At 48.0% G+C, this 22,080-nt stretch carries 20 protein-coding genes and 1 tRNA gene; 10 read left to right on the top strand and 11 right to left on the bottom strand.

Annotated elements, in window-relative coordinates; translation table 11 throughout:
* Positions 1-37: 37 nt before the first annotated feature.
* A tRNA-Pro gene (locus CYJ98_RS07010) sits at positions 38-114 on the bottom strand.
* A gap of 199 nt (positions 115-313) precedes the next feature.
* Between CYJ98_RS07010 and recC the strand changes: the two genes are divergently transcribed.
* Both recC and CYJ98_RS07000 read left to right on the top strand, forming a co-directional pair.
* Positions 314-3,613 carry an exodeoxyribonuclease V subunit gamma gene (recC, locus tag CYJ98_RS07005; protein ID WP_101755252.1) on the top strand — a complete coding sequence of 1,100 codons (3,300 nt, stop codon included), beginning with the start codon at positions 314-316 and terminating at the stop codon, positions 3,611-3,613.
* Between the two features lie 3 nt (positions 3,614-3,616).
* The gene (locus CYJ98_RS07000) at positions 3,617-4,123 is read left to right on the top strand and encodes a thioredoxin family protein (RefSeq protein ID WP_101755253.1); all 507 of its coding nucleotides are present in this window, start codon (positions 3,617-3,619) and stop codon (positions 4,121-4,123) included.
* 116 nt (positions 4,124-4,239) lie between these two features.
* Here the strand turns inward: CYJ98_RS07000 and lapB are convergent, their stop codons facing one another.
* Together lapB and CYJ98_RS06990 are read right to left on the bottom strand one after the other, a co-directional pair.
* Positions 4,240-5,409 (bottom strand): lipopolysaccharide assembly protein LapB, encoded by a 1,170-nt coding sequence (lapB, locus tag CYJ98_RS06995; RefSeq protein ID WP_003684462.1) that lies wholly within the window; start codon positions 5,407-5,409, stop codon positions 4,240-4,242.
* Positions 5,410-5,434: 25 nt separating this feature from the next.
* Entirely contained in the window at positions 5,435-5,758 is a 324-nt protein-coding gene (locus CYJ98_RS06990; protein ID WP_101755254.1) for a LapA family protein, read from the bottom strand.
* A gap of 212 nt (positions 5,759-5,970) precedes the next feature.
* On the opposite strand from CYJ98_RS06990, the gene ilvE reads away from it, so the two are divergent.
* A complete protein-coding gene (gene ilvE, locus CYJ98_RS06985; RefSeq protein WP_101755255.1) occupies positions 5,971-6,969 on the top strand; it encodes a branched-chain-amino-acid transaminase in 999 nt (332 codons plus the stop codon).
* 831 nt (positions 6,970-7,800) lie between these two features.
* Positions 7,801-10,296, top strand: a complete 2,496-nt coding sequence (locus CYJ98_RS06980; protein ID WP_419150081.1) for a right-handed parallel beta-helix repeat-containing protein — start codon at positions 7,801-7,803, stop codon at positions 10,294-10,296.
* A 92-nt stretch (positions 10,297-10,388) separates the two neighbouring features.
* Here the strand turns inward: CYJ98_RS06980 and metE are convergent, their stop codons facing one another.
* The 3 genes from metE to iscX all read right to left on the bottom strand — a co-directional run bounded on the left by metE (position 10,389) and on the right by iscX (position 14,005).
* The gene (gene metE, locus CYJ98_RS06975; protein WP_101755256.1) at positions 10,389-12,665 is read right to left on the bottom strand and encodes a 5-methyltetrahydropteroyltriglutamate--homocysteine S-methyltransferase; all 2,277 of its coding nucleotides are present in this window, start codon (positions 12,663-12,665) and stop codon (positions 10,389-10,391) included.
* Positions 12,666-12,754: 89 nt separating this feature from the next.
* Positions 12,755-13,636, bottom strand: coding sequence for a methylenetetrahydrofolate reductase (gene metF / locus CYJ98_RS06970; RefSeq protein WP_049330686.1), 882 nt, complete (start codon positions 13,634-13,636; stop codon positions 12,755-12,757).
* 171 nt (positions 13,637-13,807) lie between these two features.
* Entirely contained in the window at positions 13,808-14,005 is a 198-nt protein-coding gene (iscX, locus tag CYJ98_RS06965; protein WP_003682097.1) for a Fe-S cluster assembly protein IscX, read from the bottom strand.
* Positions 14,006-14,317: 312 nt separating this feature from the next.
* On the opposite strand from iscX, the gene CYJ98_RS06960 reads away from it, so the two are divergent.
* Positions 14,318-14,938 carry a hypothetical protein gene (locus CYJ98_RS06960; RefSeq protein WP_101755420.1) on the top strand — a complete coding sequence of 207 codons (621 nt, stop codon included), beginning with the start codon at positions 14,318-14,320 and terminating at the stop codon, positions 14,936-14,938.
* Between the two features lie 76 nt (positions 14,939-15,014).
* Here the strand turns inward: CYJ98_RS06960 and fdx are convergent, their stop codons facing one another.
* From fdx to hscA, 4 genes are all read right to left on the bottom strand, one after another.
* Positions 15,015-15,356, bottom strand: a complete 342-nt coding sequence (gene fdx / locus CYJ98_RS06955) for an ISC system 2Fe-2S type ferredoxin (RefSeq protein ID WP_003745561.1) — start codon at positions 15,354-15,356, stop codon at positions 15,015-15,017.
* Positions 15,357-15,448: 92 nt separating this feature from the next.
* Complete coding sequence (locus tag CYJ98_RS06950) at positions 15,449-15,811, bottom strand: TIGR02328 family protein (RefSeq protein ID WP_101755257.1); 363 nt, start codon at positions 15,809-15,811, stop codon at positions 15,449-15,451.
* Positions 15,808-16,437 (bottom strand): GIY-YIG nuclease family protein, encoded by a 630-nt coding sequence (locus CYJ98_RS06945; protein ID WP_070814300.1) that lies wholly within the window; start codon positions 16,435-16,437, stop codon positions 15,808-15,810. The genes CYJ98_RS06950 and CYJ98_RS06945 overlap by 4 nt, the downstream gene beginning before the upstream one ends.
* A gap of 82 nt (positions 16,438-16,519) precedes the next feature.
* On the bottom strand, positions 16,520-18,379 hold the full coding sequence (hscA, locus tag CYJ98_RS06940) for a Fe-S protein assembly chaperone HscA (protein ID WP_101755258.1): 1,860 nt from the start codon (positions 18,377-18,379) through the stop codon (positions 16,520-16,522).
* Between the two features lie 245 nt (positions 18,380-18,624).
* Here hscA and rpsF point away from each other — a divergent pair, with 245 nt between their 5' ends.
* The 5 genes from rpsF to mltB all read left to right on the top strand — a co-directional run bounded on the left by rpsF (position 18,625) and on the right by mltB (position 21,283).
* The gene (gene rpsF / locus CYJ98_RS06935) at positions 18,625-18,996 is read left to right on the top strand and encodes a 30S ribosomal protein S6 (RefSeq protein WP_004519252.1); all 372 of its coding nucleotides are present in this window, start codon (positions 18,625-18,627) and stop codon (positions 18,994-18,996) included.
* Positions 18,993-19,295, top strand: a complete 303-nt coding sequence (gene priB / locus CYJ98_RS06930; protein ID WP_180947864.1) for a primosomal replication protein N — start codon at positions 18,993-18,995, stop codon at positions 19,293-19,295. The genes rpsF and priB overlap by 4 nt, the downstream gene beginning before the upstream one ends.
* 6 nt (positions 19,296-19,301) lie before the next feature.
* Positions 19,302-19,532 carry a 30S ribosomal protein S18 gene (gene rpsR / locus CYJ98_RS06925; protein WP_003678863.1) on the top strand — a complete coding sequence of 77 codons (231 nt, stop codon included), beginning with the start codon at positions 19,302-19,304 and terminating at the stop codon, positions 19,530-19,532.
* A 16-nt stretch (positions 19,533-19,548) separates the two neighbouring features.
* Positions 19,549-20,001: a 50S ribosomal protein L9 gene (rplI, locus tag CYJ98_RS06920; RefSeq protein WP_036490126.1), complete on the top strand. Its 453-nt coding sequence runs from the start codon at positions 19,549-19,551 to the stop codon at positions 19,999-20,001.
* Positions 20,002-20,203: 202 nt separating this feature from the next.
* A complete protein-coding gene (gene mltB, locus CYJ98_RS06915; RefSeq protein WP_070825675.1) occupies positions 20,204-21,283 on the top strand; it encodes a lytic murein transglycosylase B in 1,080 nt (359 codons plus the stop codon).
* A gap of 58 nt (positions 21,284-21,341) precedes the next feature.
* Here the strand turns inward: mltB and CYJ98_RS06910 are convergent, their stop codons facing one another.
* The gene (locus CYJ98_RS06910) at positions 21,342-22,055 is read right to left on the bottom strand and encodes an aldose epimerase (RefSeq protein WP_101755421.1); all 714 of its coding nucleotides are present in this window, start codon (positions 22,053-22,055) and stop codon (positions 21,342-21,344) included.
* Between the last annotated feature and the right edge of the window lie 25 nt (positions 22,056-22,080).

The raw sequence follows: 22,080 nt of genomic DNA, 5'->3' as shown, positions 1-22,080 counted from the left end.
GTAAAAAACCTGCTTGGACTCAAGCAGGTTTTGTATTTGGTCGGAATGAGAGGATTCGAACCTCCGACCCCTTCGTCCCGAACGAAGTGCGCTACCGGGCTGCGCTACATTCCGAATGTGGGAAATTATAGGATAGGAGAAGCCGGTTTGTACAGGGGTCGATAAATAATTAATAATTGGCTGCCGATGGGTTTGTTTTAGGCCGTCTGAAGCGATGTGTTTCAGACAGCCTGTGTTTTTGTTTGCCGCTTCTGCTGAAGCATTTGTCCTAATGGCATTATAATGTGGGCAATTGTTTTTTAGATTGTCTGTTATGTTTTATCTTTATCAGTCCGACCGTTTGGAAGCGCTTGCCGAAATGTGCGCGCATATTCATCAGGCCTTGCCCTTGGATTCTGTATTGGCGCAGGAAGAAGTGTTGGTGCAGAGCCAGGGGATGCGGCGTTATCTGAATGTGTTTTTTGCGCGCAAACTCGGCGTGGCGGCGAATTTGAAGTTCAGCCTGCCTGCCGGTTTGGCGTGGCAGCTGATGCGTAAATTGGTTCCCGATGTGCCGCCGCTCAGCCCGTTTTCGCCTGAGGTCATGCGTTGGCGTTTGCTGGATTTGTTCCGCAGCGAGGCGTTTCAGACGGCCCCGGAATACGAAAACGTGCGCTTGAAGCTGGAAAGTTATTTGCATAGTTCGGCATCGGCGGATTATCAGCTTGCCGGACAGATGGCGGATATTTTCGACCAATATTTGGTGTACCGCCCGGATTGGATTGATGCGTGGCAGGCTGGGAAGCTGCTGGGTTTGGGCGATGATGAGGATTGGCAGGCGCGGCTGTGGCGTTATTTGGACGATGGCAGCCAATCTGCGCCGCACCGCGTGGCCTTGTGGGAAAAGCTGTTGGCGCAGTTGGATAAATCGGTCTTGCCGCAAAGGTTTTTTGTATTCGGCATTTCGACAATGGCGCCGATGTATTTACAACTGCTGCACCAAATTTCCAAGCATTGCGATGTGTTTGTGTTTGCACTCAATCCGAGCAGCCAATATTGGGGCGAGGTTATCGACGAGGCGCAGATTTTGAAAAGGGGTGATGAGGCGGACTTGTCGCAGGCAGGGCATCCGCTGTTGGCTTCTTTGGGCAAGCAGGGACGCGATTTCTTTGATTTTCTGTCGGAAGTGGAAACCGAGCAGGATATTCAGGTTTATGAAGAGGGAAAAGACGATACCTTGTTGCATTGCCTGCAAAACGATATCCAAAACTTAATCATGCCGTCTGAACGCTTATATCAACAGGAAGAAGGCGAAGCAGGCGCGCAGTCGGTTTTGGTTCAAGTCCACGATGCGGACGGCAATCCAGTGTGTGTCGAGCCGGACAAGCTGCTGAATGACGGCTCCGTTAAAATCGTCGTGGCGCACAGCCCTTTGCGCGAATTGCAGATTTTGAAAGAAGAGTTGTCGCTGGTGTTGCAAAACAATCCCGACTGGCAACCGCACGATATTGCCGTTTTGACGCCAAACATCGAGCCGTACAGCCCGTTTATCGAAGCCGTTTTTGGGCAGGAGCATGCAGGTAGCCAGGCTTTGCCGTATTCGATTTCGGATGTGAAACTCAGCCGCCGTCAGCCGTTGCTGTATGCTTTGGCGCAAACTTTGGACTTGCTGGAAAGCCGGTTTGAAGTGGACAAGGTTTTGCCTTTGCTGGAAAGCCGGTTGGTGTTGCAACGCTTCGGTTTGAGCGAGGAAGATGTGCCGCTGCTGCATGAGACTGTTGCCGGATTGAATGTGCATTGGGGTTTGGACCAAACCATGCGCGAGGGCAAAGACAACCTCTTTACTTGGCAGCAGGCGGTAGAGCGTTTGGCCTTGGGCTGGATGCTGCCTGAAGGCGGCAACGGTATGTGGCAGGGTGTGAGCGCGTGGCATAGTAATGTCAACCAGTTGGACGTGTTCAGCGGTTTTGCCGAATTTATCTGTACTTTGGCTGATATGGCGGCGCAATGGCAAGAGCCTGCCAATGTGGAAAGCTGGGTGCAGCGTTGCCGCGATTTGCTGGAGAAACTGTTTGCTCCGGATACGGACGACCAATACGCCAAGCAGCAGTTTGAGCAGTCTTTGGCGAAATGGCAGGAAGAGGCGCAGTTGGCCGAATTTGACGGATTGTTGCCGTGTAAAACCGTTATCCGCCATATCCGCCGCTTTTTGGACAGCGAAAGCCAAGCCGGATTTTTAAGCGGCGGCATCACTTTTTGCAGTATGGTGCCGATGCGCAGCCTGCCGTTTAAAATGGTTTGCCTACTGGGTTTGAATGACGGCGATTTCCCGCGCAATACCAAAGCAGCGGTGTTTGACCTGATTGCCAAACATCCGAAAAAAGGCGACCGCGCCCGCCGCGATGACGACCGTTACCTCTTCCTCGAAGCTTTAATCAGCGCGCGCGAAATGCTGTATTTGTCTTATATCGGCCGCGATATACGCAATGATGCCGAGTTCGCGCCGTCTTCGTTAATCAGTGAGCTGCTGGATACCATTGCCGCCATGACGGGGAAAAGCGGGCGTGAGTTGTCGGAGAAATGGGTGAAACATCATCCTTTGCAGGCTTTTTCGCGCCGTTATTTCCAAAAGGACGCGCTTTCAGACGGCCTCTTCAGTACGCGCCAAGATTATGCCGATGCGTTGAACCAACCGCAAGCGGAAGCGCAGCCGTTTTTCCGTGAGGCATTAAGTCAGGAAGAACCGGGCAAAACCATTCATCAGGGCGAGCTCGTCAGTTTTTGGCGTAACCCTGTCAAAGTTTGGCTGAAGAAAAATTTAAGCTGGGATCAGCCGTATCTGGACGGCGCATGGGAATCTGCCGAACCGTTTGAGCCGCAACATGAAGGTCGGATTGCCGATGCCTATTTGGATGCGCGGAGCAAAGGTGAAGATTTTGAAGATACGGCCATTCGGCTGAATGCAGAAAGTCTGATGCCGGTAGGCGAATTGGGCGGTTTGTGGCAGAAGCAGTATCAGATATCTGCGAAAAACGTGGATACCGAGTTGATACGCAGTAACAAAAGGCCGTCTGAACCTTATGAGGCATATTTTGACGACTTGGTTTTACAAGGCACCATCGGCAATCTTTACGAATGTGGCCGCATTGTGTTCCTAAATCAAAAAGACAATGCCCCCAACCGCATTGCCCGTTTATTGGAGCATTTGATTTTTTGCGCCATTGCCCCTAAATCCGTTGAAAACCGACAAACCTATATGGTCAGCTTGGGGCAGACCGAAACCTATGCCGCCATCGAGCAACAAACAGCAAAAGAACTTTTGAAAGAATGGCTGGTATATTTCCGAATCGGACAAAATACCCCCTTGCCGTTTTTTGCCAAAACCAGCCTTGCCGCTGCGGAGGAGTACAGCAAAAAAGAAGATTGGGATGCCGCCTTGAGAAAAGCCCATGAGGTTTTTAATGGCAATAAAATGAGCAAAGGGCAGAAAGAATATACCGAAGTGAAGCTGGTGTTTGGCCATTCGGACGAGTCGCCTCTTGATGAGCCGCTATTTGAAAACCTCGTCGTCAATCTGCTTGTGCCGCTTTTGACCGGCGTGGCAGGGAAAACCGATACAACAGAACAGGAGTAAAGCATGGCTACTTATGCAGAATATTTGGATTTTGATACCGAAGAAGACAAATTGAAACAGCAGCAACTCTATCAGGCGACCGAGCTGTCGGCGCAAACGGCAGAGGCGGTTAAAAAGATCAGCCGTCCGCAAAATTGGCTGCTTGCCGCTGCGCCATATTGTCCAGATTGCCGCGTATTTGTGCCGTTTATTCAGAAAATGGCGGAGTTGAATCCCAATATCCGCGTCAACTATATTGCCCGAAACGATTTTGGCGACAGCAGCCGTTTTGAGAATCCACGCCAACAGGAAATCGTCCGCGCCAATCAAAAAATTCCTGCGCTGTTTTTGATGGGTCATGAAGAGGCCGGGCCTGTGTTTAACGAGTTTCCGCAAGTGGTGTTGAGCCAGATTGCGGCAGATGAAACCCGTCGCGCAGAATTGCGCGATGCGTACCGTACCGGCGAATTTAATGCCGATATTGAGGCTCAGATTGTAGCGGCGTTGGCATGGGCAGAGCAGCGTTGTTGAGCAGATATTGCCGGTGTGTACAGCCATGTTTTGAAGCGCTTTGATATTTTGCTTTGTCATAAAAAGGCCGTCTGAAAAGATTTCAGACGGCCTTTTTTTTAATGCTTAACGCTTTATCAAATCTCGATTTTATTCGGCGTAAAGGTTTGCCATTTGTTGCAGGCTGGGCAGTGCCAGAAGAAGACTTGGGATTTGAAGTGGCAGTTGCGGCAGCGGTACATGACGCTTTTTTGCAGCTGGCGGCCGATAATGGAACGAATCATATCGGTGTCGGCTTTCCACTCCGGATTCATACTGCTGAGTTTTAAGCCAAGCAGGCGGTACACGCCGTTGAGGTCGGGTTTTTGGCGGACAAGTTCGACAGCGATTTGCGCCGCTTCGGTTTCGCCTTTGAGCAGCAGGGCCTTCTCGTAGATGACGTTGATCAGGTCAAGATCGGGGAAGGTTTGCATATAGCCGATCAGGCGGTTGAGACCTTCTTCCTGTTTGCCTTGCGCGGCATAGGCTTCATAGAGTTTTTCGCCGACCATGCTCAAATAGGCGTGGTTTTGCTGCTCGATGGCGGAATACGCCTCCACTGCGGCAGGGAAGTTGCCCTGACGGTATTCGATGTCGCCGAGGATGATGTTGGCGCGCGTACATTTCTTGTTGGCTTCGAGTGCTTTGCCGATGTTGTAGCGTGCGGCATCGAAGTTGGACTTGAACAGCGCGGCTTGGGCGATTTCGCAATAGAACTGGGCGATTTCAAACTGGTAGGTCTGTTCGTCATGGCTCAAGAGTTGCGCCATTTCGATGGCTTTTTCCCAATCGCGGTCCTGTTGGTAGATGCTCAAAAGGTGTTGGCGGGCTTCGCGTGCCATATCGCCTTCCTGCAGACCGAGGAAGATTTGTTCGGCACGGTCCACCAAGCCTGCGCTTTGGTAGTTTTGCGCCAGTTCAAAAAGCACGCGCGCGCGTTTTTCGTTGACTGTGTCGGGCGAATCGAGCAGGGCGCGGTGCATATTGATGGCTTTATCGTTTTCGCCGCGCTGACGGTAGAGTTTGCCCAAAGTCAGGTTCAAGTCGTATGACTGCGGCTGTTGGTCGATCACTTCCGCCAATTCGCGCGCGGCGCGGCCGCTGTTGCGGTCAACGAGGGCGTCAAGGCTTTTGTAAAAGCCTGCCGGTATGCTTTTGGCCTGTTTCAGGACGGTCTTCATATCGACGCGCGCGGCAAACCAGCCCATAGCGAAGAAAACGGGGAGGAGGACGATGGGCAGTAAGATGACCCACAATTCGTTGTCCATGGTATTCCTTTATTGATTGGTGGCGTTACGCTTTGGGAGTGGTTTCTGAAGCCGTTGCTGGTGTTTCGGTTTTGACCGGAGTCAGGTCTTTTTCGGAAAGGTGGGCGTGTTTTTTTACTTCGGCGCGCAGGCGGTTGTTTTCGCTGCGTAGGGACAGCAGACGGCCGAAGAGGGCAAACATACCGAACACGATGCCGATAATAAATGCACCGAAAAGCACGACAATCAGCGGCAGATTGATGTTTTGGCCAGGCAGGTAGAAGAAGGATACGGTGTGGGTATTGGTGATGGCCAGCAGGAGGAAAACAAGAAGAATCAGGATTTTGATGATGGTAGAGATGAGTTTCATGGGTTACTCCGGGTTGGCTGCGGTTGGGGCAGGCCGTCTGAAAAATGGTATCAGTTTAAACGATTTGCCGGATTTCGGATAGGACGGCATGTTTCAGACGGCAGGGGGACGGTGTCTTTATGCTGACGGGTACTTGTCAAACCCATATTGAAAGGCGTATTGTTCAGTCTTTAGTTATTATCTTACAAATCAGAATAAGAAAGGCAATCATCATGAGCAGACCAGTCCCAGCCGTATTCGGCAGCGTTTTCCACGCTGAAATGCCCGTTATCGCTTATCGTGAAGGTAAATGGCAACCGGTAGAATGGCAATCTTCCAAAGACCTGACACTCGCCCCCGGCGCACATGCTTTGCATTACGGCAGCGAATGTTTTGAAGGTTTGAAGGCATTCCGTCAGGCAAACGGCAAAATCGTGATGTTCCGCCCGACCGCCAATATCGCGCGCATGCAGCAAAGCGCAGATATTCTGCACCTGCCGCGTCCTGAAACGGAAGCTTATTTGAATGCTTTGATCGAATTGGTCAAACGCTCCGCCGAGGAAATCCCTGATGCGCCAGCCGCTTTGTACCTGCGTCCGACTTTGATCGGTACCGACCCTGTGATCGGTAAGGCCGGTTCTCCTTCCGAAACTGCTTTGCTGTACATTCTGGCTTCTCCTGTCGGCGACTATTTCAAAGCCGGTTCGCCCGTTAAAATCTTGGTGGAAACCGAACACATCCGTTGCGCCCCGCATATGGGCCGCGTGAAATGCGGCGGCAACTACGCTTCCGCCATGCCTTGGGTATTGAAAGCCAAAGCAGAGCACGGTGCAAACCAAGTATTGTTCTGCCCGAATGGCGACGTTCAGGAAACCGGCGCGTCCAACTTTATCCTGATTAACGGCGATGAAATCATTACCAAACCGTTGACCGACGAATTCTTGCACGGCGTTACCCGCGATTCCGTACTGACTGTTGCCAAAGATTTGGGCTACACCGTTACCGAACGCAACTTTACCGTTGATGAGCTGAAAGCAGCTGTGGAAAATGGCGCAGAGGCGATTCTGACCGGTACGGCTGCGGTCATTTCTCCGGTAACTTCTTTCGTGATTGATGGCAAAGAAATCGAAGTGAAGAGCCAAGAGCGCGGTTACGCAATCCGTAAGGCGATTACCGACATTCAATACGGTTTGACAGAAGACAAACACGGCTGGTTGGTCGAAGTTTGTTAAATAGAACGCATTTAATAAAAAAAGGCCGTCTGAAATATTTTTTCAGACGGCCTTTTTTATTGGTTTTTAGATGGTGAAAGCAATAATAAAATACTAAATTTTGCAAATAAACGGTAGTATTTTAAGATAATCGGTATATAATGAGTAGTCATGTTGTAAAAATACATATTGAAAATATCGAATTTTATTAATTTTTAGAAGAAGTTAAAAACAGTTATAGATATTTATTCTGTATATTTTGTAAATTTAGTTAAATAGGGAATGCTAAAGACATGTCGTGTTAGAATTTCCCTCCTTTTTGGCTTCGCGGGATTCACTCTGTCAAGTCAAAAAGGAAACCAGTGCAAGATAAAACCATTTTTATTTTGCTATAAAAATCAAAAATAACTTAACTCTGGATGAACTAATCAATTAAAAAGGGACTCTGATACATTTCCGTCAAAAATAACCGGACACATGGTACGCGGACAGATCGCCTATATAAAGTCATCCAAGGGTTCTGTCTGACACCATGACCGTTTCCAATCAGAAAACCGGCAGAAGGGGAAACGCTGCCGAGTTTCTCAAAGCGGCCAACTTCAGTTTGGCCTTTATACAGGCAATTGTTGTTACGACAGAATCCGTCTTACCTCTTTAATCAATCGGCTTTTTTGTTGCACGCTTGTGCGGTGGGAAAGGCGATATTCGATACAAGGAAATACGCTGATTATGTCACATAAACTTGCTCCTCTTGGCCGTACCCACATTCGTCACGGTTCATCTACACCTGAAGCAAATTCCAAATCATCTTCTCCTCTAAAAGAATGGATACACACCCACAATTGGGGGGATATGCCGTCGGTTTCTCCTGAGCTTAAGCAATTAGGTGGTAAAAATACGGTAACGAGAGAAGTAGTGCATGTGGCGGAGGCAGCAAGATTTGACAGTTCTTTATCATCTTCAGACGGCCTTGTGACAAAAATGCATGTTGCACGGACCAGCGTTGCTTCTGTAAGCAGCGTTTCCAGTAAACATATCATTGAGCCTAAAGTGGCGAGCAAACACGTTGTTTCAAAAGAACCGGTAAACAAGCCGGTTAGTCAATCGATAGAAAAAATTCTGGCTGAAAAGCAAAAAATTTACGAAGAGGCTAAAGAAAAAAAAATAGCCGAAGCCGCCGCAGCCAAAGCAAAGGCGGTTGAACGCGCAAAAGAAGCGCATAAAGCAGCAGTCGAAAAAGCGATTGCAGAGCGTAAAGCCAAACAAGAAGCCGCACGCAAAGAAAAAGAGGCGGAAGACAGAATTGCCGAAGAAAAAGAAACCGTTGAGATTGTCTATAAAAAGAATCTGAAGGATTCAGACGGACATGACAAAATAGCGGGCGTTTCTTCCGGCAAAAAAGCAATCAATAGCCACGATAGCCACCTCAATTCGGGTAAAGCAAACAAAATTGACGACCATGCCGAAGGCAGGGAAGGTCTATCTGGAAAATACCGTGTGTATGAATCCAAAGAGTACGGTAATTACGTCCGCGTGAATGATTTTGGTGCCGATGCACAGGGTAAGAAAGACAGCCTCCAGGCATTTAAAGCAGCTTTAGAGGCGGCGCACAAAGAAAAAGCCATGGTTTTCTTGGATGGTGCTTACTATATTTCCAATCAGATTGTGATGGATAAAACCGTCTCCGGCGCGCGCGGCTTGTTTGGTTCGGGAATGGGCAAAACCAAAGTAACGTTTGATAAAGCGCAAACAGGCGAATTCAATCCGGACACCAACCATGACGATATCCGCGAATTTGCCGGTATTTTAGTCGATGGACAAAACAATAAAACCATTGCCGACTTGTCGGTTCAATATACCAATCCTGATTTTTACCGCAAAGGCTTAAGCTATTTTGGCAAGGTAAACGGCATTTTGGTCAATGATGCGGACAATACTTTAATCAGCAAAGTTGAGGTTTCCGGTGCCAATCGCGCTGGTGTGATGTTTACCTCGACCGCTTCTTTGGAGACGGAAAAAGGGCATAAGCTGACCTTTAAAGCACGCGTACAAAGCGGCGAAATTGATGAAAACTATGAAGCGTTGCCTTTGGGTGAAAACAACCGTATTGTCGATTCGTATCTGCACCACAACCGTGTTGCCGGTGCGCTGATCGGTTTCCAACAAAACTTTATTGGCGAGGGCAACCGTTTGGATTGGAACGGCCACGAAGCGGACGGCGGTACCGGTTATGGTATGGCTGTGGCTGCCGGCAGCTACAATTACGGCATCACATACCGTAAAAACACGACCGACCACAACTATCGCAAGGGCTTGGATGTGCATGATGGTACAGGCATTGTCATCGAAGACAATGTGTTAACGGGTGATCGGCTGTATGGTATTGTTGCCTACAACCGCCAGTTTTCTATGGATAAAGTCAAAATTACCGGCAATACCATTATCCAAGACCCGAACTTCCGTTTGAATGTTGATGATGACTTGGGTAAGTACTACCACATGTATTCAGGGATTCAGGTACAAACCAATACCCAATACAAAGATTTGCACTCGGCTGATAAAGGGTATTTCGATATTAGCGATAATGTCATTAAAAATCTGACGGTTTATCAAAACAATATTCAGACCTACGCGATTGAGTTCCGTAACCATGAAAGCAAAATGGATTACACGCTCAATATGGCAAACAACAAGATCAGCGGCGAATCCACCAAATATCTGATTGCCGTCATCAACGATACTTACGACCGCGTTTTATCTAAAAACGGCATGGGTAGCGGTACCATTACCATCAGCGGCAATGATGCCGATATCGGCAAGATTATGAAAGGCGCGGTACCGGTTTATGTGGAAGAACACCATGGTAATGTCGCTATGCATGGTGCGGTGACAATTCACAACAACAAAATTTCCGTGCGCGAAGAATCTGAAGGCTATGTTGAATTTGCTTATTTGAAAAGCAATGCGAAAGAGTACAACATCACCAATAACACATTGAAACTTGGTGGCGCCCTGAATGATGCTTTGGTAGACGTACACAGTACCAATCCTAAGGGCAAAGCATCTTTAAATGTAGCCAACAACAAAATCATGACGGACATTAAAGGCAAGTTGTATGATTCATGGCTGCGCTTTGAAAATGACATCAAAACGTATTCTGAAGGCAATAGCCATAACGGCGAAGCACTGAAAAAGGTGAATACGACCGGCAGTAAAGTTGCATTGAGCGATATCTTGTCAGAAGCCAACCATATTGTCGAAACGACTAAAGAGACTGTGTATCATCATACTAAGAACGTGTATACATCAGGAGTGGAGGAACATCATACAACGACAGGAATTTTGTAAGTTGTTGAAGTCGTAATCTTTATGTTTTAAATATTGATAAATAAAAAAAGGCCGTCTGAAAATTTTCAGACGGCCTTTTCATCTAACTCACATTATTTAGCCAGTTCGGCACGCAGTTTGTGGGTTACATTCATCATCACTTGGAGTTGTTCCAGAGTTTCTTTCCAGCCACGTGTTTTCAGGCCGCAGTCTGGGTTTACCCACAGACGTTCAACCGGTACAACCTCGATGGCTTTGCGCAACAGGTGCTCAACTTCAGCTTCAGTCGGTACGCGTGGGCTGTGGATGTCGTAAACACCTGGGCCGATGTCGTTCGGGTATTTGAACTCGCCGAATGCAGTCAAGAGCTCCATGTCGGAACGTGAAGTTTCGATGGTGATGACGTCAGCATCCATAGCGGCGATGGCAGGCAGGATGTCGTTGAACTCAGAGTAGCACATATGAGTGTGGATTTGGGTACTGTCTTCGCAACCGGTAGAGGACAGGCGGAAAGATTCGCCGGCCCAGTTCAGGTAGGCATCCCAATCGGCACGTTTCAAAGGCAGACCTTCGCGGATGGCAGGTTCGTCAATTTGGATGACTTTGATGCCGGCTTTTTCCAGATCCAATACTTCGTCGTTCAGAGCCAGTGCGATTTGTTTGCACACGGTAGAGCGAGGAATATCGTTGCGGACGAAAGACCATTGCAGAATGGTTACAGGGCCGGTCAACATACCTTTCATCGGACGTTTGGTCAGGCTTTGAGCATAAGTAGACCAAGCCACAGTCATGGCTTCAGGACGACTTACGTCACCAAAGATGATAGGTGGTTTAACGCAACGTGAGCCGTAGCTTTGTACCCAGCCGTATTGGGTGAAGGCAAAACCGCTCAACAATTCGCCGAAGTATTCAACCATGTCGTTACGCTCGGCTTCGCCGTGTACCAGTACGTCCAAGTCCAGTTTTTCTTGCTCTTCAACCACCAAGGCGATTTCTTTTTTCATCGCGGCTTCGTAATCAGCGGCAGACAGTTCGCCTTTTTTGAAGGTTGCACGTGCTTGGCGGATTTCGGTAGTTTGTGGGAAAGAACCGATGTTGGTAGTCGGCAGCAGAGGCAGGTTCAACCATGCTTGTTGCGCTTTGATACGGTCGGCAAACGGTGATTTGCGTTGGTCTGCGTTGGCAGGCAGGTCGGCAAGGCGTTTGGCAACGTCTGCGCGGTGGATTTCGCTGCTGTTGGCGCGTGAGTCGGCGGCAGCTTGGCTGGCAGCCAGTTCTTCGGCAACAGAATCACGACCTTCGTTCAATGCGGCTTTCAGAACGCGCAATTCTTGGGTTTTTTGCAGGGTGAATGCCAACCAAGAGTACAGGTCAGGTTTGTTGGCTTTCAGTTTTTCTTCAACTGACAAGTCAAATGGAGTGTGCAGTAGAGAGCAAGAGCTGGAGATCCACAAACGGTCGCCCAGTTTGGCTTGCAGAGGCTCGACAGTTTCCAAAACTTTGTTCAGGTTGGCGCGCCAAATATTGCGGCCGTCGATAACGCCGGCAGACAGAACTTTGTCGTAATCGGCAAATGCGTCCAGTTGTTCAGGAGCGCGTACCAAGTCGATGTGCAGGCCGTCAACAGGCAGGGATTTCAGCAAAGTAGCGTGTTCGGCAACAGAACCGAAGTAAGTGCTCAACAGGATTTTGGCGCTTACTTTGCTCAAAGTAGCGTAAACGTCTTTGTATGCTTCTACCCATTCTTTAGGCAGGTCAACAGTCAAAGCAGGCTCGTCGATTTGAATCCACTCGACACCGGCTTCAACCAAAGCAGTCAGGATTTCAACGTAGACAGGCAACAGTTTAGGCAACAGGCTCAGACGGTCGAATTCGACAGCGCCTTTTTCTTTACCAACCCACAGGAAAGTCAATGGGCCGACGATGGTCGGTTTGGCTTTCAGACCCAAAGCTTGGGCTTCTTGCAGCTGTTGAACGTAGTGTTTGGCATTGGCTTTGAATTCGGTATCGGCGTGGAATTCAGGCACCAAGTAGTGGTAGTTGGTGTCGAACCATTTGGTCATTTCGATAGCGAATTGGTCTTTGTTACCACGCGCCAGTTGGAAGAATTGTTCCAAAGACAGGTTTTGGCTGTCGAAGCCGAAGCGGGCAGGGATAGCACCGGTAGCAACTTGCAGGTCGAGGATGTGATCGTAGAAAGTGAAATCGCCTACGGCAACGTAATCAGCGTTGGCAGCAGCTTGGTGTTTCCAGTTTTTCTCGCGCAAGTCTTTAGCAACAGCCAGCAATTCTTGCTCGCTGATTTCTTTGCGCCAGTATTTTTCTTGTGCGAATTTCAATTCGCGGAAGGCACCGACGCGCGGGAAGCCTGAAAAATGCAATGTTGTCATGTTAACTCTCCTAGTTGGAATTTTGAATCAGGCCGGTATGGCCTGAATGTTCGATATTGTAAATCAGAATGGGGAGGCCGTCTGTTTTATTAACGGGGGCGCACACCCAAAATATGGCAGATGGCGTAAGTCAGTTCGCTGCGGTTGAGGGTGTAGAAGTGGAAGTCTTTGACACCTTCGCGCGAGAGGACTTTGACCATGTCGATGGCGATGCTGGCGGCAACAAGGTTGCGCGTGCCTTGGTCGTTATCCAAACCTTCGTACATTTTAGACAGCCAGCTTGGGATTTTGACGTTGGTCACTTGGGCCATTTTGGTCAATTGTTTGAAATTGGTTACGGGCAGAATGCCGGGAACAATTTCAACGTCAATGCCCATCATCACGCAACGGTCGCGAAAGCGCAGATAGCTTTCCACGTCGAAGAAGAATTGGGTAATAACGTGGTTTGCACCCGCATCGATTTTGCGTTTCAGATTGATCAAGTCGGCTTGGGCGGATTTGGCTTCCGGGTGAACCTCAGGATAAGCCGCTACGGAAATATCAAAGTCGGCCACGGAGCGCAACAGTTTGACCAAATCTTCGGCATAGAAAGGTTTTTTCTCGTAGCCGGGCGGCTCGTCGCCACGCAGGGCAACGATGCGGCGGATACCGCTGTCCCAATAGTCTTTGGCAATTTGACGTAACTCGTCAGGGCTGGCATCGATACCGGTCAGGTGGGGGGCTGCGTCAAGGCCGGTTTCTTGTTTGATGCGTTTAACGATACTGTGTGTGCGGTCGCGTTCGCCGGAGTTTGCACCGTAGGTTACGGAAACGAATTTCGGATGCAAGGTTTGCAGGCGATGGATGGAATCCCACAGCATGGTTTCCATTTGTTCGTTTTTCGGCGGGAAAAATTCGAACGAAACATTGATGTCGCCTTTTAAATCTGAAAGGCTGTTGTTTAAAGCGGCGATTTCTCGAGCGTGATTCATAGTTATGCACCTTCTGCATATCTTTTATTTGTTGTCAGGCTGCATAATAAATTTGAGGTTGGTATGAGTCAATTTCGAAATTTTCCGAAATTGTATGAATAGATTTAATAAAGACCTCAGGCCGTCTGAAAAACTGCCTGAGGTCTTGTTTGATAGGGAAAGGGGGAAAGATTATTCTGCTTCATCTATCCATGCTTGTTGCACGGCTTCGAGAATACGCTCGCCGCAACGCGCCGGATCATCGTCAAATTCAGGCAGAGCCATAATCAGATCACGCAGTTGGGTAAAGCGTACGGTTTTCGGGTCGATGCTGTCGCCGTGTAGGTCGTAGAGTTCTTCAGCGATGCGTTGGGTATCTGTCCATTTCATGATGTGTTCCTTTATTGGGTTTGGGCTATTAGTAATTATTTTAATCAAGAAGAAGTCGGACTGCCAGATTGTTTTACGGAAGATGGGCAGATAAATAATGATGTTATTTTTTAACAAAATAGCATATTTGCGTTAAAATACGGCATGACACTTAAAAACTACGGCACATTCGCTTTGAATTTGCCGTTTTATATATTTTATTCCGTTTTGAATGATGGTTTGCGGATGAATAATTTACATTATCCCAATGCAACCAAATCATCTGGAACGGCTCTTAAGACAATCCATCGCTTAAAAATAAAAGGAAAAAAGATGAATAACGCACTCAACGCCAAGCTGTCCAAACTGATTTACGCGCTCGCTTCCGATGATCCGGAGTATCTGTCCAAAGCAGGTGCATTTGACCGTTTGCTGTTGTTGGTTCGCGAATTTTATCGGATGCTGGACGAAACAGAAGGTTTGAAACAGCTGGTGTTCCGTCTGTATTACGGCAAACACTATGGCTTGATTAAACTGGATGCTGCTTCACCCAACGACGATGCAGGCGCATTGAGGTTGAAACGTTGGATGGTTTATTCGCGCATCGCAGAGCGTATCGAAAATTGCGGCAAGCATTTGTCGGTCGTGCTTGAAGATGCAGTGTTGGAAAATGGCGCGGACAAATCGCGTTATATAGAGGAAGCCAATGCCATTATCGAGCGTTTCGGTTTGGTAAGGGATGAGGCAGCACTTTCGGCGATTGAGGCAGAGGAAGCTTTGAAGGCTGAGGCCGAACTGCCGACAGTCAACAAATCTCAGAACGTCGCTCCCCGTTATAACGGCAATATGCATCAAATCAGAATGCAAGAAAAAATTGAAAATTACTCCGCTACGCAGAAAGTGGCTTCCATGCAAATTTCGCGTATGCGTTTTATTTTTCCTCATATCAAATAGTTTGCCGCATAAGCAACAGGCCGTCTGAAAACCATGAATTTGTGGTTTCAGACGGCCTTTTTCATTAAGCCTTGTTTTAATGGTCTTCACGTGCATGGTTGATCGTATATTTGGGAATTTCTACGACCAAATCTTCATCGGCAACAACTGCCTGACAGCTCAAGCGTGAATCGGCTTCCAAGCCCCATGCCTGGTCAAGCAGGTCTTCTTCCAGCTCGCTCGGTTCTTCCAAGCTGTCAAAACCTTTGCGGATGATGACGTGGCAGGTGGTGCAGGCGCAGGATTTTTCACAGGCGTGATCGACTTCGATATCGTGGTCGAGCAGTACGTCAAGGACGGTTTGGCCTTCCGGTGCGTCTTCGATAACCGCGCCTTCGGGGCATAATGTCGCGTGTGGGAGTACGGTAATTTTTGGCATTTTTATTGTCTCGGTTGTTTAAGAGTGGTTGTGGTTAAAGTGGTTTCAGACGGCCTTGGGTATTCAATATTCAGGCCGTCTGAAAAATGGGTTTATAACATGATGCCTTTACTTTTTAAATTTTCCAGACATTCGTCCAAGTAAGCATCATCATGTTCGGCATAAATCGGCGAAGTGGCTGTTTCAGCCGCGTGCGAATGGTATGGGGCAACGGCTTTGCCACGATATAGCGGATCTTTCCATAAAACATCCGGTTTGTAACCGCGCTTTTCCATCTCTTCCATAATCAACGCGTGATACAGATAGAGTTTGTAGGGCGAATGGGTAAAAACATAATTAACCGTCGCATGCGGCCTGCCCCAGCCCGCTCCGCGTAAAGCAGCGCATTCGCGGTGTTGCCCCAAAAGCTGGGCACGGGGGAGTAGGGGGATAAGGGTTTGGTGCCAGAGTCTCATTGTGATTCAAATAATTTTGAATATTCTGCGTAAGCTTTCTCTAAATTTTCTTTTGAGTAGGTAGTATAAATATGAAGACCTTCTTCAATTTCAGTAGTTAGCTTTGTTCCACTTTTCCCAAAGTATTCGTCTTTATAGAGACGGACTTTGGAATTTTTAGGTTTATGTGTATTTTTCGAAGAGATGAGATTTCTTAATATAGAAGGATTTTGTTGGTGCTTTTCTTTGATAAAGGAGATAAATGCACTTCTGTCTATTTCAAAAATTTTTTCTTGATGATGTTCTTCGACAGTTTTTTCAAAACCCAACTCTGCTATTTCATTTTTAGGAAATACAATTTCGCCTCTTAATGAGAGAAAAAGCCTTTTCACAAGATTTTCATCAATTGCAAAAAGCTCAGTTTCTCCTATTCGGCTTTTGCCGAAAATTTCATGAAGTAAGGTTTCTTTTTCTTTATAGTTGTCGGTTTTAATGGCTAGAATGCGCTCTAACCCAGCAACGTTTGCGTAGCCGTTGTTTTCCAAATGGCGCATTCTAATTTCAAAATTATTTTCGTCAGTAATACCAATTTTATATACACCTTTGATGACGGTTTTCATCAGGTAGACAATGCCTGCTTTTTCCATTGTTGTCCTTTATTTTTATTTCTTTAAGAGGATATCTTTTCAGACGGCCTTTTGATTCAAGGCTGTCTAAAACCATTTGCCGTCAAATATCATCCACACTCTGCCCTGTCAGCGCACGTTGGATGTTGCGGTTCATGCGTTTGGCGGCGAAGTTGTCGGTGCTGTGGCTGAGTTTGGCGACGGCGGCGCGGATGTCTTCGGCTTTACCGTCTTTCAGATAGCTTTGCAAAGCGGCGATGTCTTGTTGAATCTGTTGCAATTCTTCGGCTTCCAATAAATCGCTGTCCAACTCAAGGGCGGCATTGACGGCGTCGGTCAGGCTTTCGGCTTCGACTACGGCTTCGGCGCGTGCGCGTGCGGCCATGTCTTCGGCGGCGTTGCTCATGCTGTCTTTGAGCATTTGGGTAATGGTGCCGTCGTCCAAGCCGTAGGAAGGTTTGACTTCGATTTGCGCCTGTACGCCGGTGCTTTGTTCTTGGGCGGAAACGGACAGCAAGCCGTCGGCATCAACTTGGAAGGTTACGCGGATACGTGCTGCGCCTGCGGCCATCGGTGGAATGCCGCGCAGGGTAAATTTGGCCAGGCTGCGGCAGTCGGAAACAAGTTCGCGCTCGCCTTGTACGACGTGTATCGTCATGGCGGTCTGGCCGTCTTTGAAAGTGGTGAAGTCCTGCGCGCGCGCGGTAGGAATGGTGGAGTTGCGCGGGATGATTTTTTCGGCAAGGCCGCCGTAGGTCTCCAGGCCGAGTGATAAAGGTGTCACGTCCAGCAGCAGCCATTCGCCGTCGGTTTTGTTGCCGGCAAGGACATTTGCCTGTATGGCGGCACCGAGTGCAACCACTTCGTCTGGGTTGAGGTTGTTCAACGGAGTTTGTCCAAAGAAGGTGGCGACCGCTTGTTGAACGTGCAACATACGGGTCGAACCGCCGACCATAATCACGCCTTTGATATCTGCCTTGGTCACGCCTGCGTCTTTCAAAGCCTGTTTGACGGGTTCGATGGTTTTTTGTACCAAATTTTGGGTCAGATTGTGAAACTCTTGACGGGTAATGACAGTATGGACTTTATGGCCGTCTGAAAGTGTGGTTTCGATGACGGCTTCGGTTTGAGTGGTTAGTTTTTCTTTGGCGGCACGGACAAGGGAAAGCAGAAGCTGGCTGTCTTGTTCGTTGAGTTTGGAAAGGTCGTTTTGTTCGAGCAGGTGGCAGAACAAGCGATGGTCGAAGTCATCGCCGCCCAATGCGCTGTTGCCGCCGGTGGCTTTAACTTCAAACAGGCCTTTAGTCAGTTGCAATACGGATACGTCGAATGTACCGCCGCCCAGGTCGTAAACGACAAACGTGCCTTCCGAGGCATTGTCCAGCCCGTAGGCGATTGCGGCGGCGGTCGGCTCGTTGAGGAGGCGCAAGACATTCAAGCCTGCCAAACGCGCGGCATCTTTGGTGGCTTGACGTTGGGCATCGTCGAAATAGGCAGGAACGGTAATGACGGAGCCGACCAAATCGCCGCCCAATGTTTCTTCGGCGCGCAATTTGAGGGCTTTGAGGATTTCTGCCGATACTTCGATAGGCGTTTTCGCACCTTGACGGGTGTTTAATTCGACTACGCGCTCATTGGGTGTAAATTGATAGGGCAGGTATTGCGCGTCTTGCGTGAGGTCGGTAAGGGTGCGGCCGATCAGGCGTTTGGCGGAGCTGACGGTATTTAGCGGATCGGTTTTTTGGGCAGAAAGGGCGTTTTTGCCGACTTCGACTCCGCCATCCAAATAACGGACAACCGAAGGCAGGGTGGTACGGCCGTCTGAATCGGGCAGGCAGACTGCACTGCCGCTGCGTACGGTGGCCACCAAGCTGTTGGTTGTACCTAAATCAATGCCTACGGCGAGGCGGTGTTGATGGGGGGCGGCGGACATGCCGGGTTCGGAAATCTGCAAAAGAGCCATGATTGTGTGCCTTCTGATGCTGTATTTATTAGGATGGGGCAGATTTTAGCAGATTTTTGGCAGATAGTTGAGTGGTTTGCTAGGAAATAACCCTAAGGCCTAATGTTGTTTTTTAATTGAAAAGAAAGTGGATTTTGAATCCGGACTTGTATTTTTTAAGAAATGCGGATAAAATTCAGCCTCTTTGCCTTGCCTTTTACTTCGCATGGTGAAAGGCTGTTTTTAATCATCCATAAGGAGATAACATGCGTCATTACGAGATCGTGTTTATCGTTCATCCTGATCAAAGCGAGCAAGTGCCTGCTATGGTTGAGCGTTACAAAACCATGATTACTGAAGCCAACGGTAAAATCCACCGTTTGGAAGACTGGGGCCGTCGTCAATTGGCTTACCCAATCAACAAAATCCACAAAGCACACTATGTTTTGATGAATATCGAAACTACTCCTGAAGTGGTTGAAGAGTTGGAAACTGCTTTCCGCTTCAATGATGCCGTACTGCGTCACCTGACCATCAAAACAAAACACGCTGTAACTGAAGCTTCCCCAATGCTGGGCGGCGAAAAAGCAAAAAACTTGCTGAACGGTGCGGCTGAAGAAGTTGCAGCAGCCGAATAAGATTGAATAATCTGATTAAGCTTACCGCCCGTATCTTGCAGGTTCAGCCTTTGAGATATACGCCGGCAGGAATTCCTGTTTTAGATATTGTGTTGCAACATGAATCTTGGCAGGAAGAAAACGGACAGAAATGTCTGGTCAAATTTGAAATTCCTGCACGGATTTTAGGTAAGCAGGCTGAGGAATGGCAGTATCGGCAAGATGCCGTCATCGAGTCGGAAGGTTTTTTGGCGCAACGCAGCCAACGCTTCCCCAAGCCGGTACTACGCATACAGAACATTAAAGAATATAAAGGTTAAACGACAATGGCTCGTCAATCATTCAAACGTAGAAAATTCTGCCGCTTTACGGCTGAAAAAATCCAAGAAGTTGATTACAAACAAGTTGATTTGTTGAAAGACTTCATCTCTGAAAACGGCAAAATCATCCCTGCCCGCATTACTGGTACTAAAGCACACTACCAACGTCAGTTGGCTACTGCTGTGAAACGTGCCCGTTTCCTGGCTCTGTTGCCTTACACCGATCAACACAAATAATTTTGGAGTTTAAATCATGCAAATTATTCTGTTAGAAAAAATCGGCGGTCTGGGTAACTTGGGTGATATCGTTACCGTTAAAAACGGTTACGCACGCAACTTCCTGATCCCTGCCGGTAAAGCAAAACGTGCAACCGAAGCCAACATGAAAGAATTCGAAGCACGCCGTGCTGAATTGGAAGCCAAACAAGCTGAAATCTTGGCTGATGCTAAAGCCCGTCAAGAAAAACTGGAAGGCCAAACCATTACTGTTGCTCAAAAAGCCGGTGTTGATGGTCGTCTGTTCGGTTCTGTTACCAATGCTGACATCGCTGAAGCGATTGTTGCTACCGGTATCCAAGCTGCTAAAGCAAACGTACGTCTGCCTAACGGTCCTTTGAAAGCTGTTGGCGAATACGAAGTTGAAGTGGCTCTGCACACTGACGCTGTTGCTAAAATTACCGTTGCTGTTGTTGCAGCCGCTGAGTAATTGATTCATTCAAGGCCGTCTGAAAATCAAGGGTTTCCTTGAATTTCAGACGGCCTTGTTTATCTGCTTGAGCCGAAGTAAGTAAATATCGATTTGTCTATATTTTTTAAGTCTGTCTGGAAATATAGCGGAAGAGATGATGTATTGGCCGAATATTCATTCGTGTTCGGGTTTGTCGTATTATTTAGTAAAGAGATTATTTATGAATAAAATCAAAATCTTTGGGATAGGTCTGACTGCTTTGGCTTTAGCTTCATGCGGCACTCCGCAAAAGCCTGCTGTTGATACGGCAAAACCTGTCGAGCCTGTTTCCTCTGCAAAACGCCCTGTATTTGATGCAGCGGCTGAATCTGTTGCCAGCAGCGGTTTTAATGAAAACGTCAATGTTCAGCAGTTTATCCAATATGAAGTGAAAAACCGCCGTTTCAGTGCAGAAGAATTGCGTAACTTCTTCAATGGCGTGGTGTATAAAGGCAATATTATTACCATTATGTACCGCCCAAGCACTTCGCGTCCGTGGTATGAATTTCGCACCGGTAACTCCGGTGCAGCCAAATTTAACGGCGGCAGACAATTCTATGCGGCAAACCGTGCCGTAATCGATGATGTGGCGCGCAAATACGGCGTACCTGCCGAATTGATTGTGGCGATTCTCGGTATTGAAACCAATTACGGTAAAAATACGGGCAGCTTCCGCGTTGCCGATGCCTTGAGTACATTGGCCTTTGATTATCCCCGCCGTGCCGAATTTTTCCAAAACGAATTGAGCGAACTTTTGCTGATGGCAAAAGAAGAAAAAGAAAATATTTTTGACTTCAAAGGCAGCTATGCCGGCGCGATGGGCATGCCGCAATTTATGCCTTCAAGCTACCGTAAATGGGCGGTGGACTATGATGGTGATGGTCATCGCGATATTTGGAATAATGTCGGCGATGTGGCGGCTTCTGTCGCCAATTATATGAAACAGCATGGTTGGCAGACCGGCGGTAAGATGGTTGTGCCGGTAAGTCTGACGATTACCCCGCACTTGCAGGCGATTATCGATGAGAAAACTGCCTTGACGCGCACTGTCGCAGATTTCAAAGCTTTGGGTGTCGTGCCTCAAGCTGCTGTTGCGGATAATGAAAAGGCTGTATTGTATGCTTTGGAAACCAGCCCGGGCGTATTTGAATACTATTTGGGCCTGAATAATTTCTACACAGTATGGCAATACAACCACAGCCGCATGTATGTAACAGCGGTACGCGATATTGCGAATGCAATCAATAACAATGGCCTGTAAGCTATAAGAAAACCACCCTTTGGGGTGGTTTTTAAATATCGAGGATTTGTAAAGGGGGTTAAGCTATCAGTCTGATTTTCATGGCGTAACGTTTTTTGCTGTGTCCTGAAACAAACTGTCCTCCTCGGGCAGGGGATAAAAACGCATTGCCTTCTGCGGTTGGCTCTGCACAAGTATATTGACCGTTTCGATCGCTCCAAAGGGCATACACAGGTAGATTGTGGGTGCGGATATCCAGTTTCAAGCCGTCAAATGCAACGTGTGCATCCTGGTCGGAGGAAACAAATTCGGTATGGGAGATATAGTCGGCATCGTATGGCGCGCCGTTGAAATCAAATTGTGTGCCGGCGGCGGTAAAGTAGGGGTGGAATCCCGGGGAAGTGCGGACGGGTGATTCGCCGTAATTGCAGACAGTTAGGATGGCGATGGCTTCATTTTCGTTAGGCAGACTGTAATCAAGCAACCATTCGACGTGTTCATAGCCTTTTTCTGTGCTGATTAATTTCAAGCCGATATCCGATTCATTTTGATGGCGGATTTCCCAGTCTGAAGTTCTGCCGAAACCATGTTGGGCCAGATGATTTTTGCTGTCCGGTCCGAATTGGGGTAAGCAAACGTGCATGCCACCGCGTAATTTTGTGTCATTAGCGACTTGGACGCTGGTTTTCGGAAATAAGACTTCCCGTCCTTTTAGAATCAGGGAATCAATATATCCGCCCATTGTGTTGACTTGCATAGTGGCTGATTTATTGTGTAGTATGATTTCAGTCATAATGATTTGAGTTTCAAATTGTTTA

This window comes from Neisseria perflava (assembly GCF_002863305.2).
Taxonomy (GTDB): Bacteria; Pseudomonadota; Gammaproteobacteria; order Burkholderiales; family Neisseriaceae; genus Neisseria; species Neisseria perflava_A.
The sequence above is the reverse complement of the archived record's forward strand: the minus strand, read 5'-3'. Positions and strand labels throughout refer to the sequence as shown.

What these genes read in the sequence shown, in the direction of transcription:
- recC (WP_101755252.1), top strand. Translation starts at nt 314, where the DNA reads ATGTTTTATCTTTATCAGTCCGACCGTTTGGAAGCGCTTGCCGAAATG.
- CYJ98_RS07000 (WP_101755253.1), top strand. Translation starts at nt 3,617, where the DNA reads ATGGCTACTTATGCAGAATATTTGGATTTTGATACCGAAGAAGACAAA.
- lapB (WP_003684462.1), bottom strand. Translation starts at nt 5,409, where the DNA reads ATGGACAACGAATTGTGGGTCATCTTACTGCCCATCGTCCTCCTCCCC.
- CYJ98_RS06990 (WP_101755254.1), bottom strand. Translation starts at nt 5,758, where the DNA reads ATGAAACTCATCTCTACCATCATCAAAATCCTGATTCTTCTTGTTTTC.
- ilvE (WP_101755255.1), top strand. Translation starts at nt 5,971, where the DNA reads ATGAGCAGACCAGTCCCAGCCGTATTCGGCAGCGTTTTCCACGCTGAA.
- CYJ98_RS06980 (WP_419150081.1), top strand. Translation starts at nt 7,801, where the DNA reads ATGCCGTCGGTTTCTCCTGAGCTTAAGCAATTAGGTGGTAAAAATACG.
- metE (WP_101755256.1), bottom strand. Translation starts at nt 12,665, where the DNA reads ATGACAACATTGCATTTTTCAGGCTTCCCGCGCGTCGGTGCCTTCCGC.
- metF (WP_049330686.1), bottom strand. Translation starts at nt 13,636, where the DNA reads ATGAATCACGCTCGAGAAATCGCCGCTTTAAACAACAGCCTTTCAGAT.
- iscX (WP_003682097.1), bottom strand. Translation starts at nt 14,005, where the DNA reads ATGAAATGGACAGATACCCAACGCATCGCTGAAGAACTCTACGACCTA.
- CYJ98_RS06960 (WP_101755420.1), top strand. Translation starts at nt 14,318, where the DNA reads ATGAATAACGCACTCAACGCCAAGCTGTCCAAACTGATTTACGCGCTC.
- fdx (WP_003745561.1), bottom strand. Translation starts at nt 15,356, where the DNA reads ATGCCAAAAATTACCGTACTCCCACACGCGACATTATGCCCCGAAGGC.
- CYJ98_RS06950 (WP_101755257.1), bottom strand. Translation starts at nt 15,811, where the DNA reads ATGAGACTCTGGCACCAAACCCTTATCCCCCTACTCCCCCGTGCCCAG.
- CYJ98_RS06945 (WP_070814300.1), bottom strand. Translation starts at nt 16,437, where the DNA reads ATGGAAAAAGCAGGCATTGTCTACCTGATGAAAACCGTCATCAAAGGT.
- hscA (WP_101755258.1), bottom strand. Translation starts at nt 18,379, where the DNA reads ATGGCTCTTTTGCAGATTTCCGAACCCGGCATGTCCGCCGCCCCCCAT.
- rpsF (WP_004519252.1), top strand. Translation starts at nt 18,625, where the DNA reads ATGCGTCATTACGAGATCGTGTTTATCGTTCATCCTGATCAAAGCGAG.
- rpsR (WP_003678863.1), top strand. Translation starts at nt 19,302, where the DNA reads ATGGCTCGTCAATCATTCAAACGTAGAAAATTCTGCCGCTTTACGGCT.
- rplI (WP_036490126.1), top strand. Translation starts at nt 19,549, where the DNA reads ATGCAAATTATTCTGTTAGAAAAAATCGGCGGTCTGGGTAACTTGGGT.
- mltB (WP_070825675.1), top strand. Translation starts at nt 20,204, where the DNA reads ATGAATAAAATCAAAATCTTTGGGATAGGTCTGACTGCTTTGGCTTTA.
- CYJ98_RS06910 (WP_101755421.1), bottom strand. Translation starts at nt 22,055, where the DNA reads ATGACTGAAATCATACTACACAATAAATCAGCCACTATGCAAGTCAAC.